Genomic DNA, 18,599 nt, shown 5'->3' with positions numbered 1-18,599 from the left:
TTCCGTACATCACTGAATCATCGATTCGAGCAGGCTCGTTGCTGTCGCCAGAACTGCAATATGCACGACATCCCCTTCTTCGAGCAATACTCCTGGCGTAGGCAGAAAAGCACGCCCGCGCCGCACAATGGCAACCGGCATCATTTCACCCGGCACCGACAGATCGCGCACAAAATGCCCTACCAACCGTCCGGTAATGGTCACCTCTGCGATCTCCACCTCACCGCTGCCAAACTGGATCGACGACACGGTCTCATCACCATGCAGGATCCGGCGGATCGTATGGACGGCCCAACTTGTCGAACTGATGGTGCGAATGCCCAGCTCGCGGTAGATCGCCTCACGCTGAGGATCGTAAATGCGCGCTACCACATTCGGCACACGAAAGACATCACGGGCGACGGTTGCGGTAATGTAATTCGAATTGTCGCCGTTGGTTACGGCTGCAAGCGCATCAGCGCGCTCAACGCCCGCCTCACGCAGCGTATCGCGATCGAACCCGACGCCCAGCACGGTTTGCCCGCGGAACTCACGCCCGAGGCGCTTGAACGCTTGCGGATTCTTATCGATGACCGAAACTGAATGCCCTTCGGCGACCATCTGCTGCGCCAGCAGACATCCAACGCGACCGCATCCGACGACGATCAGATGCATATGCCACCTCTACAAGCCAAGCAGGGTCAGAATCAGCGCCTTCTGAACGTGCAACCGGTTCTCCGCCTGCTCGAACACCACCGATTGCGAACCATCGATGACATCAGCAGTAACTTCTTCGCCGCGGTGCGCCGGAAGACAATGCATAAACAACGCCCCCGAACGAGCATGGGTCATCAGCAAGGCATTGACCTGGTAGGGTTGGAAGATTGGTCGTCGTCGCGCTGCTTCGTGTTCCTGCCCCATCGACGCCCATACATCGGTATAGACCGCGTCTGCGCCCTCGACGGCTTCAACCGGCGAGGGTGTGATCCAGATCGAAGCGTTGTGTTCGGCAGCAAGCCGTTCGGCGAGCGTCAGAATCTCAGGATCAGGGCGATAGTCAGGCGGGCAGCCGATCCGGATGTTCATCCCCAGAGTGGCGCCCAGCAGCATAAGGGAATGAGCAACATTGTTCCCATCGCCGACATACGCCAGCGTCAGTCCTGCAAGTCGCCCGTAATGTTCACGCAGCGTCAGCATGTCCGCCAGCGCCTGGCAGGGATGTTCACGATCAGAGAGCGCATTAATGACCGGTACAGTTGCATAGCGTGCCAGGGTTTCGACTGTCGCATGCCGGAAGACCCGCGCTGCAATGGCATGCACCCAGCGGCTCAGATTGCGCGCCACGTCAGGAACGCTCTCGCGCCCGCCCATATCGATGTCGTTTGCCGACAGATAACTGCCGTGCCCGCCGAGCTGGGTCATGCCGGCTTCAAAGGCGACACGTGTGCGCAGTGAGGGCTTCTCGAACACCAGCGCCAGCGTCTTGCCCTGCAACGGCAGCGCCCCGTTTGCGTCGCGTGCGTGCCCGCCGTTCCGCCATTCCGCCTTGAGCGCCTGTGCGCGATCCAGCAGCGCTTCTGCCTCGGTACGGGTCAGATCGGCGGCGGAAAGAAAGTGCCTGACCATGTCGTTCCTCGTCTATTCTGCATCAAAGACAGTGTCAACGCTGACGGCGAAACCCTCCAGCAACGCCGATGTCGCCTGCGCGCCGCGCGCAAACGTTCCGTGTTCGCTGTAGACATCACCCGACAGATGTAAGACTGTGATGGTCTCGTTGAGCGGATTGACGATCCAGTATTCAGGGATCCCGCCTTCGGCATAATCGCTGCGTTTTTCGACCAGATCGCGCTCAGGCTTCTCATGACTCACGACTTCCAGCACGAGATCGGCGCCGGTCCAGAACTGTTCCTGACGGCGCGTATCACGTGCTGAACGCACCAGCAGCAGATCAGGTTCACGGTACTTCCCCGGACGAATGCGGAGACGCAATGGCGCAACCAGCACTTTACCGCCCTGACGTTCAATTGCAGCGAAGAACAGCCGGTAGAGAAAGAGGAGGATCGATTGATGACGATCGGTCGGCATCGGTAGAACTTCGATATATCCATCGGTGAATTCGATCAGAGCGCTTGCATGACCGCTCAACCACAGATAATCCTCCTCGCGCCATTGGCCCTGGCGCGGTGCAGCACTGCACACCAGGGCGTCGAGTTCTTCCTGGGAAGTGGTGATCGTTGAATGGTGCGAAACGAGCATCACCGTGCACTCTCGAATGCGGATGCGACTACTCCTGTCGATGATATACGCATTGTACCACAGAGCCAGAGTCGGGGGTGAGGGCACGGGTCGAACATCAGGGGTTTTGCGGCTTTGTCAAGCCATGTATCCTGTGAAGCACACCTTACAAAAAGATGGGCGCGTCTGTGCCGTCGGAATAACATGCACCGGAAACCGCACCTTTTGCCGCTTACCGCCTGCTGTGCGCCTGATCTTTATTTCGTGTACTATGGTTCCCGGTTCTCAGTTCCCGGTTCCCGGTTCCCGGTTCTCGGTTCCTGGTTCCTGGTTCTCAGCAAGGAGCACAGCATGTGGGGCGGTCGCTTTAACGAACAGGTAGACGCGCTCATGGCGCAGTTCAACAATTCGTTTTCGTTTGATCGGCGTATGTGGCGCGAAGACATTCGCGGCAGTATTGCCTGGGCGCGTCAACTTGCCCGCGTCGGCGTCATCTCAGCCGAAGAACGCGATACGCTGGTTGACGGTCTCAATATGGTCTATGCCGAGTTTGCCGACGGACGGTTCGAGGCGCGTGAAACCGATGAGGACATTCACACCGCAGTCGAACGTCGCCTGGGTGAACTGGTTGGCACGGTTGCCGGAAAATTGCATACCGGTCGTAGCCGAAACGACCAGGTGGCGACTGATGTGCGTCTCTGGACGTTGGGGGCGATCCGGCGCATCGACGATAGGCTACGCGCCCTGCAAACAGCATTGCTGGCGCAAGCCGAAACCGCTGGCGCTGCGCTTATGCCGGGATATACCCATTTGCAGCGCGCCCAGCCGGTGCTCCTGGCGCACTGGTTGCTGGCGCACTTCTGGCCCCTGCAACGTGATCGTGAACGTCTGGCGGATTGTGCAAAGCGAACGGCAACGCTTCCGCTGGGATCCGGCGCGATTGCCGGAACGCCGCTGATGGTGGATCGCACGGCGCTGGCTGTTGAACTTGGTATGACCGCTGTTTCGCCCAACAGTATCGATGCGGTCAGTGATCGAGATTTCATTGCGGAGTTTCTGTTTTGCGCAGCGTTGATCGGGACGCACCTGAGCCGTCTGGCAGAAGACATGATCATCTACAGCAGCGCTGAGTTTGGTTTTGTGACCCTTGCCGACGCCTACAGCACCGGTTCAAGCCTGATGCCGCAGAAGAAGAACCCCGACTCGTTCGAACTGTTGCGCGGCAAGGCGGGTCGTCTGACGGGCGATCTGATCGCGGTGCTGACCATGCTGAAAGGTCTGCCCTCCGCCTACGACAAAGATCTGCAGGAAGACAAAGAACCGTTATTCGACGCAGCCGACACCCTCGAACTTGCATTGCCGGTCGCGGCGGGCGCAGTGGCGACCGCGCGCTTTCACCCGGATCGCATGCGTGCAGCGCTCGATGATGCCATGCTGGCGACCGATCTTGCCGATTATCTGGTTGCGCGCGGCGTACCATTCCGCGAAGCGCACCACATCGTCGGCAGACTGGTGCGTGAAGCAGAGCAACGGGGTGTTGCACTGTCGGCGCTGCCGCTCGAGGTCTTTCTCGCGGCGCACCCGGTATGTGAACCCGATGTGCTTCAGGTGTTCGACTTCGACCGTTCGGTGGCGATGCGGCGCGTACCAGGGGCAACCGCGCCTGAAGCAGTGAATGAGCAGATCGCACAGGCGCGGCGCTGTGTTGAGGAGCGATGATTCTGTTGCGCTGGAGCAGTGCGCCTTCTCGCACGCACGGGTGTCGCGCCTGCACGCAGCAATACGACACATCATGGGAGCGAGGGCATCTTGCCCTCGACCGCCCCCAAGAGGATGAGACTCCCTCGCTCCGGGGCAACCAGCGCCGATGTGAACGAACACCGGTGGACTGTGCATGTCGTTCTATCAGATTTGATGGGAGACCTCCGCCACTGCAACCTGCGCTGCACGCACCGGCATCCAGAATGCGGCGAGCGTCCCGCTTCCCGGCGCGCTCTCAATGGTCAACTCGCCCCCCATCAACCGGCAGTAGCGCTGACTGATCGCCAGCCCCAACCCCGCCCCGCGCTGCTCGCGTCCAATATCCTCCTCCGCAATCGCAAAGGGAGCGAACAACGTCGCCATCCGCTCTGGCGCGATTCCCTTACCCGTATCGCGCACCCAAAACCGCAACCGTAGCCGATCCTCCTCTGCCACCTCGCACACCACCCCCACCTCCACCTCACCGTCCGTCGTGAACTTGGCCGCGTTGCTCACCAGGTTCAGCAGCACCTGGCGCACCTTCGCCGCATCCCCCTGCACCACCCCGACCGCATCCGTTCCCACCACCACCAGACGGTTCCGGTTGCGCCGGAGCAACGGGCGCACCGCAGCGGTCACATCGTGCACGATCTCCGCCACATCAAACGCCGCCTCGTGCAGCGTCGTCTGTCCGGACTCGATCTGCGCCATCTCCAGCACATTGTTCGCCAGGTCCAGCAGGTGCCCGGTCGCCACCCGGATCGCCTCCAGGTCGGCGCGCGTCTGCGCCAGGCTCTGCCGCTCGATCCCGGTTTCGAGCAGGTGGCAATACCCGGCGATCGCCGTCAGCGGCGTGCGGATTTCGTGGCTCATATGCGCCAGAAACGCGCTCTTGACGCGATTGCCGGCTTCCGCCGCGTCGCGCGCGGCGATCAGTTCCTGCTGCACCGCCAGCAGGCGCTCGTTGTTGCGTTGCAGTTCCGCCCGAAAGCGCCGCTCGGCGCTGATGTCGCGCCAGACGAACAGGCGTCCGCGGTAGGTGCGGCGCGCATCGAAGATCGGCAGAATGCGCACATCGAACCAGCGCCGTTCGGTTCCGACCGCCACCTCAACCTCTTCCGCCGCCTCGCGCACCTCGCGGTAGCGCTCGACCATTTCGGGCCAGCGCGCCAGGATATCGCGCGCGCGTTTGCCGACAATCTGCGTCGGCGGCAGCCCGATGAGTGCAGCGGCTGCGCGGTTGACCTCAACCACCCATCCATTCTCATCCACCGCCATAATCCCGTCGTTCATGCTCTGCAACACCAAATCGCGCGCAATCGGACGGATCTCGAACATACGCAACCGGAACAGATTCCAGGCGAGCATGGCGAGTGACACAGTAAAGGCAAACGGTGTGAGATCGAGCTTCCCCCAGGGACTGGAGCCTGACAAATAGATTACATTACCGATCAATGGCGCCGCGACTGCCAGGATGAGGGCGCTGATCTGTCGGTGGAAGCGTCGCGGCGTCCTCCAGATAAACCGGATGATGAAAAACGTTCCGGCAAGCAGGCAGAGGTACGAGTATGCAGTGTGAACCCAAAACCAGAGACCAAGTGTTGAGTCAAAGACGGTTAGAAAACCATTTCTGCTGAGAATGATTGATTGCCAGAACAGTCGGTGGACATCATTGGTGAGCATCATGACCATCGTCAGGACTGGAACGATGCCCAGCAGCCAGACCCGACGGCGGTTGAGCCAGGTGAACGAGTCGGTATACTCGGCGGCAAACCAGAGCCAGGCGACCGGTGCGCTGACGATACCGACGTATTCAAGTCTGACCCACCACAAAGCCGTAGAGAGTGTCAGACTGCTCAATTCCATTGCATACCCGCACGACCAGACTGCCAGACTGACGCCCATCAAACTCAGTGGCAACGCTCCCGGCAGTGATCGGCGTTGCCAGGCGTAGCCAGCGATGCCGGGCGCTGCGATGCTCAGCATGAGGAGAAGGAAGGACGTGATACTGAAACTCATGCGACTCCTCGTGCTAAGAGGAAGCGGAAACGAATACGCTGCGCCGGAAGCGTATGGCGAACTCCTGCACGGAGAAACCAATGCTCAGGAACGAGCCATCAGAATCATTTGAGAGCATTGTACCCTTGACATATATCCAATCTGTTTCCACAATGATGACAATTCGATCATTATGCTGGCGTTCCACGAGCTACTGTCGTTATTGCAATGAACACACCTCTGATTATGATTGTCGGCGCTGCCGATACAGGGCGCGCACCACTGACCGCCGCGCTCCTTCGACGCATGCTGCTGCAACGCACTATCGATGTGCGCGTTGAGTCGGCGGGGGTGCTGGGGCACGATGACGATCCGGCGAGTCCCGACGCACTCGCGGTTGCCGAACACCTGTCGCTCGACCTCAGCGCCCACCGCGCGCGCAGTCTGAGCGCCGACCTGGTTGACGCCGCATCGTTGCTGCTGGCAGTTGATCGCGGAACTGCTCGGGTTGCACGTCTGCGTTTTCCACAGGCTGAAGCGCGCATCCATACCCTGGGCGAACTCGCCGGACGTGACCGGGATATTCCCGATCCATTCAAGATGCAGATCGGTCCCTGGTTGATCTACGCGCAGGAGATCGAACGTCTGCTCCAGCAGGCGCTTCCGCGTATCATTGCCTTTCTCCCGCAAGTCCTGACTGCCCCGCCAGACAGCAAACCTCCTGCACCGTTGCCGGTTGTGGCGGAAGAACGGCGCGCGGCGGCTGAACGCACGGCCCAACTCCTCGATCTGATGACGCGCATTCCCGGTATTGTCGAGTGGAGCGCGGCGCGCGAACAGATTGAGATCACGATTGCGCTCGCTCAGGCGCGTCAAGCCGGAGCATCCGATCTGGTCGCCGCATACGGGGCGCTGTTGCGCGCCGCGCTCGCGCTGACGCCGCCTGTGCCGGGCACGGCGCATCTGGCAGCTCTGCGCGATGCCATCGCACGGCTCGAACAACCTATCACGTCAGAGGATGTCGGCAGTCTGTCAGCGCGTCTCGGCGCGTGGTCGACCCTGGCGTGATCAACCGATCCTTCACACGTTGTTCGACAATCGTTACTCCTTGCGCTATAATGCAAGGGAGTTCGTGAAACTCTTCCCAGAGATTATCGAGATACTCTTCCCGACGCCTGGGTTTGGATACCCCGACTCGACCTGATGCAGCGAGAGCGAGAGTGTCTATGACCGTGCAATTCTGGCTCCTTGGTCGTCACCCGCCATTGTTGCTGCGTCTGGCGGATCCCTGAATCCTTCCCGCCTGTTTCTTCATTAACAACCGATCTTGCGCTGGCAAGATCCGAAATGTGCCCTTTGATCGTATCAGGTATCAGAGTTTGCTAGAAGGACGAGATATGGCAGCAGCATTGACACTGTACCGTACAACGATCGGCAAAAAAGCAGTGATGGCGATCACCGGTTTCATCGGTTATGGTTTCGTCATCCTGCACATGATCGGCAATCTCAAGATTTTCGAAGGCGCCGAAGGGTTTAACGAGTATGCTCACTTCCTGCGCACTGTCGGGTATCCGCTGGTGCCGGAGCGGGGTTTGCTCTGGATCCTGCGCATCATCCTGCTGGCATCGGTGATCCTGCACGTCGTCGCCGCTATTCAGTTGACGCGGCTCGACTGGGCGAGTCGTCCCAGGGGCTACCGCGAAACACGACGCAAACAGGCGACGTTCGCCTCGCTGACCCTGCGCTGGGGCGGTCTGGCGATCTTTCTCTTCATTGTGTACCATCTGGCGCATTTTACGTTCGGGCTGGGCATTCCCAACTTCGGCGGGCACGAAACCGCCTATCAGAATGTCGTCGCCGGATTCTCGAACCCGATCAATGTCGTGATCTATATCGCCGCCGTCGGCGCACTTGGGATGCATCTGTACCATGGCGTCTGGAGCATGTTCCAGACTCTTGGATTGAACGGGCCCCGCACTGATGGGTTCTGGCGCGGACTGGCGACCCTCTCCGGCATTCTGTTGTTCCTCGGCTTTTCGACGGTGCCGATCGCAGTGATCACCGGCATAGTGCGCTAATGAGGAAAAGAGGTGCAGCGCCTTCTCACGGTTGAAGCACACTAGAAAAGGGAAAACTTATGACTACCACCGATACCAGACCGACAACGGTCCGGCCTGCAACGGAATATCTCGATCCAAAACTCAACTCAAAAATACCCGAAGGTCCCATTGAGCGCAAATGGGAGCGGCATAAATTCGAGATGAAACTTGTCAGCCCGACCAATCGGCGACGCTATACCATTATTGTCGTCGGGTCTGGTCTGGCGGGCGCCTCGGCGGCGGCGACGCTGGCAGAAGCCGGGTACAATGTGAAGTGCTACACGTACCACGATAGCCCGCGTCGCGCGCACAGCATCGCTGCGCAGGGCGGCATCAACGCCGCCAAGAACTACCGCAACGACGGCGATAGCGTTTTCCGCCTGTTCTACGATACCGTCAAAGGCGGCGACTTTCGCGCGCGTGAGGCGAATGTCTATCGCCTGGCGGAAGTGAGCATGGCGATTATCGACCAGTGCGTCGCGCAGGGTGTGCCGTTCGCCCGCGAGTACTCCGGGTATCTCGATAATCGTTCCTTCGGCGGCGCACAGGTAGCGCGCACCTTCTACGCCCGCGGGCAGACGGGGCAGCAACTGCTGCTCGGCGCATACCAGGCGCTCAGTCGCCAGATCGGTCTGGGGCAGGTCAAGATGTTCTCGCGCACCGAAATGCTCGACCTGGTGGTTATCGATGGGCGGGCGCGCGGCATTGTGACCCGCGATATGGTGACGGGTAAGATCGAGTCGCACGTCGCCGACGCGGTGGTGCTGGCAACCGGCGGGTACTCGAATGTCTTTTACCTTTCGACCAACGCCAAAGCATGCAATGCCACGGCAATCTGGCGCGCCCATCGGCGCGGCGCTTTTTTCGGCAATCCCTGCTTCACCCAGATCCATCCGACCTGTATCCCGGTCAGCGGCGACCATCAGAGCAAATTGACCCTCATGTCGGAGTCGCTGCGCAACGATGGGCGGGTGTGGGTGCCGAAGACGCCAGGTGATAAGCGTCCGCCGAGTTCAATCCCAGAAGACGAGCGCGACTACTACCTGGAGCGCAAGTATCCCAGTTATGGCAACCTGGTGCCACGCGATATTTCATCACGCGCTGCGAAGCAGGTCTGCGACGAGGGACGCGGCGTCGGTCCCGGCGGGCTTGGCGTCTATCTTGACTTCTCCGATGCGATCAAGCGTCTCGGCAGAAAGGTGATCGAAGAACGCTACGGCAACCTGTTCGAAATGTACGAACGGATCACGGGCGAGAACCCGTATGAGACTCCTATGCGCATCTACCCGGCGGTGCACTACACCATGGGCGGGTTGTGGGTCGATTACAACCTGATGAGCACCATTCCCGGTCTGTTCGTCATCGGCGAGGCGAATTTCTCCGATCACGGCGCCAACCGATTGGGCGCTTCGGCGCTGATGCAGGGGCTGGCAGATGGGTATTTTATTCTGCCGTATACGATCGCCGATTATCTGGCTTCCACAAAATTTACGAAGGTTGACACAACGCACATCGCTTTCCGTGAAACAGAAGCGGAAGTCACCGAGCGCACCAACCGCCTGCTCAACACCAAAGGCACGCGCACGGTCGATATGTTCCACCGCGAACTCGGCAAGATCATGTGGGACTACTGCGGCATGGCGCGCAATGAAGCGGGACTGAAGCATGCGCTGGAAGTCATTCCAGAACTGCGCGAACGCTTCTGGCGCGAGGTGAAGGTGCCCGGCGAGGGGAACGATATCAACCAGGAACTGGAAAAAGCCGGGCGTGTGGCCGACTTTATGGAACTTGCTGAACTGATGTGCATCGATGCGCTCCATCGCGATGAGTCGTGCGGCGGTCACTTCCGTGAAGAGCATCAGACGGAGGATGGCGAAGCGGAGCGCGATGACGAGAACTTTGCGTATGTGGCAGCCTGGGAATTCACCGGTCTGGGCACGAAACCGGTGCTGCACAGGGAACCGTTGCACTTCGAATATGTCAAGCCGGCTGTTCGCAGTTACAAGTAAGCACTGGCGTGAGCGCGGGGAGTGTGTGCTGCGCTGCGAAAAGTGGTGCGCCTCTTCGCGCCGAAACGCCCTGGAAATAGAGAGAACGCTATGAACCTCACACTCCACGTCTGGCGGCAGAAGAACGCCCAATCAGAAGGACGATTCGTGACCTACCAGGCGAAGAATATCATTCCCGACATGTCGTTCCTGGAGATGCTCGACGTGGTGAACCAGGAACTGATCTTGAAGGGTGAGGAACCAATCGCCTTCGAGCACGACTGCCGCGAAGGGATCTGCGGGTCGTGCGGCATGGTTATCAACGGCTATCCCCACGGCGGTCATCGGGGCACAACCGCCTGTCAGTTGCATATGCGCCACTTCAAAGACGGCGATGTGATCACGATCGAACCGTGGCGGGCGCGCGCCTTTCCGGTGATGAAAGACCTGATCGTGGATCGCTCGGCGTTCGACCGTATCATTCAGGCTGGCGGCTTCATTTCCGCAAACACCGGTGTGGCGCAGGACGCGAATACGGTTCTGGTGCCCAAGCAGAATGCAGACGCGGCGATGGATGCAGCCGCGTGCATCGGGTGCGGTGCGTGTGTGGCAGCCTGTCCGAATGCTTCGGCAATGCTCTTCACCGCTGCAAAGATCACCCATCTCGGTCTGCTGCCGCAGGGTCAACCTGAACGCTATACCCGTGTTGTGCGCATGGTCGAGCAGATGGACCGGGAAGGGTTCGGCGGATGCACCAACATTGGCGAGTGCGCCGCTGCCTGCCCGAAGGAAATTCCGCTCGATGTCATTGCACGCATGAACCGCGATCTGCTGGTGGCGAAGATCAAAGGGGTGAATTAGATCTGTCTATCAGGGGGAGAGGCGTTTGCCACTTGGCGCCTCTCCCTTTTTTCTGCACGATGCATCCTCATGATCGGCAACTCCTTCCATCCGGGATCGTTGAGCGCCTGTTCGATGCCTGCAATGCGATCGCGGCAGGAGTGGATGCTTCATCGGATGATGAGCGACGCCGGAGTGCTGCGCTCACCCTGGCGCGGTTGATGTTCCTGTCGTTCTCCCGCGCCTGGAAACGTCGCCACAATGATGCGCCATTCCCGTTTGTGGAAGCCAATGCAACCTTCAATACTGATACACTCCTTGCGCAGATGCCGGAGAGCATTATCGAACAGCACTGCCACCCCCGTCTGGACAATGCTGCCCTGCGTCGGGCAATGACGATCCTCGACGCGTTGCCATGGCATAGCGATAAGGTTTCTGCTGCCGGACTCACGCCAGCGCTGATCGGGCATGTTTTTGAACGTTATGTCGAGCGTAAGCGGCGTGGCATCTACTACACAGGCAACGATGTCACCACATACATTGCGACCTGCACGATTGTCCCGCGTCTGCTGGAAGCGCTCGCGCCGGAGGCGGAACGGATTGTAACCGACCTCATCCGCCGCGACCCGACACGCTATCTCCCCGCTGCTGCTCAACACGGCATCGAACGGACTCTGCCCCCCGCCGTCACAGCCGGTCTCTCGGATGTTGCCCGGCGCACCCTGTGGGACGTCGCTGCACCGGACGAGTATGCGTTGCCCGGTGAAACCTGGCGCGATGTCATCATCCGGCGCAACCGCCTGCACGAAACCGTGGCGGCGCTCCGTTCCGGCATCATCGATCCGCCGCAGATCGTGACGCATAACCTCGACCTGATCCGTCTGATGGGCGATCTGTGCGCTGAATGGGAAACCTCTCGCCTGAATGAACTCGATACAGCGTTGACGAGTCTGACAGTGCTCGACCCAACCTGCGGCTCAGGGGCGTTTCTCTGCGCAGCGTTCGATCTGCTGGCACATTTGATGCGCATCGTTGTCGAACGTCACACAGCCGGAAGCGTCGTCTCTGTTCCTGTCGGGCAGCGACTGCGCGCAATCATTGAACGCACCCTGTACGGGGTCGATGTGATGCCGGAAGCGGCGGAGATCTGCCGTATGAGCCTCTGGCTGCGTCTTGCCGCGCTTGTCGATGATCCTGATCCTCTGCGCGACCTGCGGTTCAACATCCATACCGGCGATGCGCTGACCGGTACGCTTCACCGGTCAGACAACGCAGCGTCTATTGATACAAATTATCACCAACGATCGCTGCACTGGAGTACGGCGTTTCCAGGCGTTCTGGAGCGTGGCGGTTTCGATGTCGTCATCGGCAACCCGCCGTATGTCGTGCGCAGCGGGTTGCTCTCCGATCCGGCGTTGCGCGAATATCAGACAGCAGTGACTGGCAACCTGTACGCACTGGTGATCGAGCGTGCATTGCACCTGCTGCGTCCCCACGGATGGCTCGGCATGATCGTGCCGGTCGCCTCGGTTGCAACCGACAGCATGAAGCCGTTGCAACGCCTGTATGCGCCATTGCGTCAGTGGCACAGCCACTATGCGGTGCGACCAGGGAAACTCTTCCCGAACGTTGACATGAATCTGACGATTACCATCATCCAGAAGACGCCAGCGCCAGGCGAACGCTACGTGAGTGGATACCGGCGGTTTCGCGCCTGTGAGCGTCCGCATGTATTTGACACGCTCGGCTACACGCCACTGCCCCTTTTTGAGGGACTGAATGGCATGCTGCCCAAACTCGGTTCGGCGTTAGAAGTTCGGTTGTTGCAGCGCATGCTGGCGCATGGACGCCGTGTCCGCGACTACGTCAAACCTGACGGAGCAACGATCTACTATCACTCTGGCGGTCGTTACTGGCGTAAGGCGCTGCCGGAAAAACTCTCGTCGCACTACAAACCGTTGCGGATCGAAGCACGCATTGCACCGGTGATGCTGGCGCTGCTCAACAGTCATCTCTTCTACTGGTACTGGATTGCATTTTCGAACTGTATGGATGTTGTTGCGCGGGATGTCCTGGAGTTTCCGGTGTTTCGGCTGGAAGAGGTTGATCCGGCGCCATTCGCCAGCCTGGTGGCGCACCTGCTGACGTTGTACCGCGAGGGCGCCACGACGCGCGCGCGCCGCGGCGCACGAATCCAGACCAGCGAAACGACCATCGACGCGCGGCGCGCGCGCGCGGTCGTTGCCGCCATTGATCGCCTTCTGGCGCACCATTATGGCTTCGACGACGAAGAACTCGACTTCGTGCTGAGTTACGACCTGAAGTATCGGTTGGGACGGAGCGAGCGTCTCACCGCCGATCATGCGTCAGATGACGCAGCGCACCGCGCGTATCAACGACACGCCGCGCAAGGCGCGCCACCCGTTGCCAGTCGTATGCCGAGTGATCCGTCACAATAATGACACAGTCCGCCCGCTCCAGCGCATCATCCAGGTCTGGTTCGCACTGTAACCGTAACCCTTCGACCTGCACCTCCGGCACATGCGGATCGTGGTAGGTCACCAGCGCACCCTTTTCGTGGAGCAGGTGAATGATGTCGAGCGCCGGAGACTCGCGCACATCATCGACATCGCGCTTGTAGGCGACGCCCAGCGCCAGCACCCGACTGCCTTTCACCGCGCGACCGGCGTCGTTCAGCGCATCCTGCACCTTTTGCACCCAATAGCGCGGCATCTCGGTATTGACCTCGCTTGCCAGATCGATAAACCGCGCGGTGTAGTTCAGCATTTTCAGTTTCCACGACAGGTAGAGCGGATCGATCGGAATACAATGCCCGCCCAGTCCAGGTCCCGGCGTAAACTTCATAAACCCGAACGGCTTGGTCGCTGCGGCATCGATCACCTCCCACACATCCAGCCCGAGTTTGTCGCACATGAGCAGCACTTCGTTCACCAGACCGATGTTGACGGCGCGGAAGGTGTTTTCGAGCAACTTGACCATCTCCGCCACTTCCGGGCTGCTTACCGGCACCACCTCTTCGATCGCCGTTTCGTACAGCGCGCGCGCCGTTTCCAGGCAGGCAGGGGTTACTCCGCCCATGACCTTCGGCGTATTCCGCGTCGTCCAGTCGGTACGACCGGGATCGACCCGTTCAGGCGAAAAAGCCAGGAAATAATCTACTCCGACCGTCAGGCCGCTGGCTTCGAGGCGTGGCAGGATCACCTCACGGGTGGTGCCGGGGTAGGTGGTGCTTTCCAGGACGATCAGTTGACCGGGGCGCAACCGGTGCGCAATCTGCTCGGTGACCGCCATGATCGCTGAGATGTCGGGATCGCGTGTTTTGCGCAGCGGAGTCGGCACACAGATGCTGATCGCATCCAGGTCTGAAAGCACATCGAAGTCAGTTGTGGCATCGAGCAGTCCATCGGTGCGCAGTTGCGCCACTACATCGGTCGGCACATCGTCGATATAACTGCGACCGGCGTTGATCGCAGCCACCCGTTCGGCGCTGGCATCAAGACCCGTCACGCGCAACCCGGCGGCGCCGAACACCGCAGCCAGCGGCAGACCGACATACCCGATGCCAACGATGCCGACATGCGCAGAGCGATCCGCAATGCGCTGTAATAGCCGGTCTTTAGACGATAATGCGGTCATTGTTTTTATCCTTGATACCTGGAACGGAACCACTCAATCGTGCGCGCCAGTCCTTCAGCCAGCGTGATGCGCGGCGCATAGCCCAGGGTTTGACTGATCGCCTCGATGCTTGCCAGCGAATGGCGCACATCACCCGCTCGCGGCGGATGATGATCCGGCGTCAGACGACTCCCCAGCACATGGTTGATCTGCGCTGCAAGGTCGAGCAGCGAGGTGCGTTCGCCAGCGCCGACGTTGAACACTGTTGAACAACTGGCGGGTGCATCTGCCGCTGCCAGGTTTGCATCGACCACGTTCTCGATATAGGTAAAATCGCGCGACTGCAATCCATCGCCATAGATGATCGGCGGCAACCCGCGTACCATGCGATCAATGAAACGCGGGATAACGGCGGCATATTCGGAGTGCGGGTCCTGTCGCGGACCAAAGACGTTGAAGTAGCGCAGCGCAATGGATGGCAGACCATACACGACGCTGAACGCCATGCAGTACTGTTCACCTGCCAGTTTCGACACTGCATAGGGAGAAAGCGGTTGCGGCGCCTGCGTTTCGACCTTGGGCAGCGTCGGCGTATCCCCGTAGACCGACGATGACGAAGCGAAGACCACCCGCCGCACACCGGCATCGCGCGCCGCCATCAGCACGTGGAGCGTCCCGGTCACGTTGACTGCATTGGTCGTCATCGGGTCGTCAACTGAACGTTGCACTGATGCCAGCGCCGCCTGATGAAAGACGACTTCGACGCCGGCGACGGCGCGCCGGACAGCATCGAAATCGCGCAGGTCACCCTCGATAAGTTCTATGTCGTCATGCAGATGCTTCACATTTTCGTGCCGCCCGGTCGAAAAATTATCGAACACACGCACCCTCTCGCCGCGGCGGAGCAGCGCCTCAACCAGGTGCGATCCGATAAACCCGGCGCCGCCGGTCACCAATACATGAGCCATAGATTGTCCTCGTATCAGGGAACGAAACGATACTCCAGACGCGGCGCTTGCGGTTGCACAACGGCACGCAACCCGAGCGGATCGACAGGCTGCAGATTGCGTTCCAGATTCGCCTGCAACAGATCGCGCAGCGTATTGAACGCGCGGTACCGCACCACCAGCGCATCACTCAAGCCAGCCAGGTTCTTTGCCCCCTCAATGGCATCCTCCAGATTGCCCAGTTCGTCGATCAGACCGAGCGCCTTCGCCTGACGTCCGGTATAGATCCGCCCATCGGCGAGGCGGATCACCTCAGTGCGCTCCATGCCGCGTCCTTCGACGATCACATCGACAAACCCCTGGTACGCCTCATTAACCAGCGCATTCCAGACCGCTTCTTCTTCTGATGTCGGCGGGCGCAGCGGCGACCCGATATCCTTCAGGTCGCCGCTCTTGTAGACGTATTCGCGCAAGCCCAGTCGCTCGAACGCCTCATCATAATTCAGCAGCGACACGATGACACCGAGGCTGCCGGTCAGGGTATCAGGATTGGCGTAAATGCGCTCGCCTGCCATCGAAATGTAGTAGCCGCCGCTGGCAGCGACCGTTCCCATCGAAATGACCAGATGCTTGCCCCTGTCGCGCAGTTTCTTGAGTTCGACGTACAACTCATTGCTGGCAACGACACTACCGCCAGGACTGTCAACGCGCAGCACGACTGCTTTCACCCGCGAGTCGTTGGCGGCGGTGCGGATCTGCGACAGCAACTGCTCGTGGCTCAGACCTGTACTGAAGAGACCATCCACATCCGCGCCAATGGCCCCACTGACAGTAATCACAACAATCCGATCCGTCCCGCGACCGGAAATGACTTCTTCCTGCCATCTGCTGCCCGGAACCGTCGCTGCCGAACTTCCACCGTCAAACATCAGCAGAAGCGCCATCCCGCCCAGCGGCAGAATGGCGCATGCCAGAATGATACCCAACACGATGGATACAATAATCACCCACGTCCGATCCTTGCGTGGTCGAACCGGTGTGGGTGGAAGTGTCATTTCACTCATACGCCTCTCCTTGCAACTCCAGACATGTTCCAGAGCGCTGGCAACAGAGCGTATGATACCACATTGCCGTCGCTAGCGACGGGTGAGCGGCAGATACACACGATACACCTGTTCGATGACACGCAGGATCACCGGCGGCAGTGTCGACGTATTGACCTGCACTTCCCGATTGGTGACGGTCGCCACATCGGCAGCAGTCAATACGGTGCGCAACTCCATCGCGCTCACGAACGTCGTTGGACGCTCGACGCCGTCGATCACGATCTTGCTGCTCGCGTTGAAATCTGCGCCGTAGACGGTCAATACCGTTCCGGCTTCACCCACACCCACAAACGGCGGAAGAAGGGAGAGCGCGAGCACGAGTTCATACGCGCCTGCATCGCACCCACTCCCCTGCGGCCTGCTGACGCCGCGCTGATCGATTGAGGGACAGGTTGCCGCTGCGGCGTGGTTGACCGCCGGACTCGATGCGGCAATCGCCATTGTCGGTGTGGGACCGCCGTTGTTTGCCAGCGGCGCGAGTTGCGGGTCCTGAAAGAGAATGGCGGACGCGGGTGACGTGATCAGGTTATTGATATCGTTGTTGAAATCGGGCGCCTTCGTGCGTGGGAATTGAATGTTGCCGCCGCCGTTGGTCAGCGGTCGGTTCGTATGGTACCCCTGATACTCGGTAGTCACCGGGTTGGTGTGGGTCGGATCGAGACGGTTGTCGTAGAAGATCGAACCGATCAGGGTCACTGATGCCTGGTTGCTGGCAAAGACCGCTCCGCCCTGAAAGGTTGCAAAGTTCTTTGCAAATGTGACGTGACTGATGTCAATCGTTCCCCGACTGATGATCAACCCGCCGCCCTGACCGACGATATTTGTTCCGGCGGTCGCTGCACGATTGCTGAAGAAGGTCGAGTTGATCACCCGTCCGCGCCCATTGAGCGTCATCCAGACGCCACCCCCCTGTTTTGGCGCATAGTTGCCGTTGAAGGTCGACTCGCGGATCTCGATGTTATCTTCGTTGCTTCCGCCTGCCCAATCGTCTTCGATATGATAGATAGCGCCGCCGTGCCCTTCGGCTGGCGGTGCATCGAGCACCCGATTCCCGGTGAATGTCGAGCGCGCATAGGTGGCTTTGGTATTGAGATTGTCAGAGATCGTCACCTTGATGGCGCCGCCGCCGCGTGTGGCGCTGTTGTCCTCAAAGATGCTGCCGCAGATATCGACGGTATTGCTGGTGATCGGGTTGAAATCGTTGCTGACGCCATCGAGGTGCAGGGCGCCGCCATGCCCGCGCACAATGCCGCCCGGCGTCGAGTCGGAGGCGCGGTTGTTGCCGAAGCGCGAGTTGAACACCTGCAATCCCGTGGCAATACCGCCGAACGCACCGCCATTGCCCGCTTCGTTATTGATAAAGACCGAACCGACAATAATCGTTTCGTAGATATTGCCAGCATAGATCGCCCCGCCTTGATTGTCTTCATCAGTGATGCTGGTGGTGCGATTATTCTCGAAGACCGAATTGATGATGTGCAGGCGCGTCCCCGGACTCGTCACCCAGATTGCTCCACCGCGCGCTTTGTCGTCCTGGGTCCTCGTGGCAGCCGGTGCGCGCCCATTGATGAAGCGCATGTTCTGGATCACCAGGTCATTGCCGGAGGTTTTGTCGATATGCGAGCCGGGAGTAAATGGTTTTTCCAGAATACGGGTAACGCCGCCGCCATCGAGGGTGATCAACCCTTTCCCATCGATCACAATATCGCGGGTGGCGGACGTGACCAGCGGCGATGTGATTGGAATCGTGACCGGGTTGGGTCCGCAATCAAAGGTGATGTGCCCGCCATTTGTCAGCGCCGCCTGGAGCGCTGCCTGGGTACAGGTGGTGAGAACGGCGGGATTGACGAGCGTCACCGGAGCGATCGGCGCAGAACACGATGCAGGCGGCGCACCGGAAGCGCCAGCATACGCTGGCGAGGAACGGTACGACGCTGTGACGACGATAGACACTCCCATAATCATCACCACTATGGCAAGAGCCATCCGAAACCATCTGCGTGGATGCATGCATTACCTCTGGGCTACATC

Annotated in this window: 14 protein-coding genes; 6 read left to right on the top strand and 8 right to left on the bottom strand. The window is 59.7% G+C overall.

Features of this window, described 5'->3' with window-relative positions; genetic code table 11:
• Positions 1 to 9 precede the first annotated feature (9 nt).
• From ROSERS_RS12440 to ROSERS_RS12430, 3 genes are read right to left on the bottom strand one after another with little or no spacing between them, the layout of a single operon-like run.
• Positions 10 to 654, bottom strand: a complete 645-nt coding sequence (locus ROSERS_RS12440) for a potassium channel family protein (RefSeq protein WP_011957127.1) — start codon at positions 652 to 654, stop codon at positions 10 to 12.
• A 9-nt stretch (positions 655 to 663) separates the two neighbouring features.
• The gene (gene argF / locus ROSERS_RS12435; RefSeq protein ID WP_011957126.1) at positions 664 to 1,605 is read right to left on the bottom strand and encodes an ornithine carbamoyltransferase; all 942 of its coding nucleotides are present in this window, start codon (positions 1,603 to 1,605) and stop codon (positions 664 to 666) included.
• Positions 1,606 to 1,617: 12 nt separating this feature from the next.
• Positions 1,618 to 2,235: a Uma2 family endonuclease gene (locus ROSERS_RS12430; protein ID WP_011957125.1), complete on the bottom strand. Its 618-nt coding sequence runs from the start codon at positions 2,233 to 2,235 to the stop codon at positions 1,618 to 1,620.
• 330 nt (positions 2,236 to 2,565) lie between these two features.
• Here ROSERS_RS12430 and argH point away from each other — a divergent pair, with 330 nt between their 5' ends.
• The gene (gene argH / locus ROSERS_RS12425) at positions 2,566 to 3,933 is read left to right on the top strand and encodes an argininosuccinate lyase (protein WP_011957124.1); all 1,368 of its coding nucleotides are present in this window, start codon (positions 2,566 to 2,568) and stop codon (positions 3,931 to 3,933) included.
• 186 nt (positions 3,934 to 4,119) lie between these two features.
• On the opposite strand, the gene ROSERS_RS12420 is transcribed toward argH, so the two are convergent.
• The gene (locus ROSERS_RS12420; RefSeq protein ID WP_011957123.1) at positions 4,120 to 5,973 is read right to left on the bottom strand and encodes a histidine kinase N-terminal 7TM domain-containing protein; all 1,854 of its coding nucleotides are present in this window, start codon (positions 5,971 to 5,973) and stop codon (positions 4,120 to 4,122) included.
• Between the two features lie 207 nt (positions 5,974 to 6,180).
• On the opposite strand from ROSERS_RS12420, the gene ROSERS_RS12415 reads away from it, so the two are divergent.
• The 5 genes from ROSERS_RS12415 (at position 6,181) to ROSERS_RS12395 (ending at position 13,338) form a co-directional block, all read left to right on the top strand.
• Positions 6,181 to 7,020 carry an arsenate reductase/protein-tyrosine-phosphatase family protein gene (locus ROSERS_RS12415; protein ID WP_011957122.1) on the top strand — a complete coding sequence of 280 codons (840 nt, stop codon included), beginning with the start codon at positions 6,181 to 6,183 and terminating at the stop codon, positions 7,018 to 7,020.
• A 329-nt stretch (positions 7,021 to 7,349) separates the two neighbouring features.
• Entirely contained in the window at positions 7,350 to 8,030 is a 681-nt protein-coding gene (locus ROSERS_RS12410) for a succinate dehydrogenase cytochrome b subunit (RefSeq protein WP_011957121.1), read from the top strand.
• Positions 8,031 to 8,089: 59 nt separating this feature from the next.
• Positions 8,090 to 10,060, top strand: coding sequence for a fumarate reductase/succinate dehydrogenase flavoprotein subunit (locus ROSERS_RS12405; protein WP_011957120.1), 1,971 nt, complete (start codon positions 8,090 to 8,092; stop codon positions 10,058 to 10,060).
• A gap of 90 nt (positions 10,061 to 10,150) precedes the next feature.
• Entirely contained in the window at positions 10,151 to 10,900 is a 750-nt protein-coding gene (locus ROSERS_RS12400; protein WP_011957119.1) for a succinate dehydrogenase/fumarate reductase iron-sulfur subunit, read from the top strand.
• 32 nt (positions 10,901 to 10,932) lie between these two features.
• Positions 10,933 to 13,338 carry an Eco57I restriction-modification methylase domain-containing protein gene (locus ROSERS_RS12395; RefSeq protein WP_232282597.1) on the top strand — a complete coding sequence of 802 codons (2,406 nt, stop codon included), beginning with the start codon at positions 10,933 to 10,935 and terminating at the stop codon, positions 13,336 to 13,338.
• Here the strand turns inward: ROSERS_RS12395 and ROSERS_RS12390 are convergent.
• The 4 genes from ROSERS_RS12390 to ROSERS_RS12375 all read right to left on the bottom strand — a co-directional run bounded on the left by ROSERS_RS12390 (position 13,229) and on the right by ROSERS_RS12375 (position 18,554).
• Positions 13,229 to 14,536: a nucleotide sugar dehydrogenase gene (locus ROSERS_RS12390; RefSeq protein WP_011957117.1), complete on the bottom strand. Its 1,308-nt coding sequence runs from the start codon at positions 14,534 to 14,536 to the stop codon at positions 13,229 to 13,231. The genes ROSERS_RS12395 and ROSERS_RS12390 overlap by 110 nt on opposite strands.
• A gap of 5 nt (positions 14,537 to 14,541) precedes the next feature.
• Positions 14,542 to 15,483 (bottom strand): SDR family oxidoreductase, encoded by a 942-nt coding sequence (locus tag ROSERS_RS12385; protein WP_011957116.1) that lies wholly within the window; start codon positions 15,481 to 15,483, stop codon positions 14,542 to 14,544.
• Positions 15,484 to 15,497: 14 nt separating this feature from the next.
• Positions 15,498 to 16,526, bottom strand: coding sequence for a signal peptide peptidase SppA (gene sppA / locus ROSERS_RS12380; protein WP_011957115.1), 1,029 nt, complete (start codon positions 16,524 to 16,526; stop codon positions 15,498 to 15,500).
• Positions 16,527 to 16,598: 72 nt separating this feature from the next.
• Entirely contained in the window at positions 16,599 to 18,554 is a 1,956-nt protein-coding gene (locus ROSERS_RS12375) for a choice-of-anchor Q domain-containing protein (RefSeq protein ID WP_232282596.1), read from the bottom strand.
• Between the last annotated feature and the right edge of the window lie 45 nt (positions 18,555 to 18,599).

The organism is Roseiflexus sp. RS-1, from assembly GCF_000016665.1.
In the GTDB taxonomy this organism is placed as follows: Bacteria; Chloroflexota; Chloroflexia; order Chloroflexales; family Roseiflexaceae; genus Roseiflexus.
Note: the sequence above shows the minus strand (reverse complement) of the source record. Positions and strands in the feature narration are given on the sequence as shown.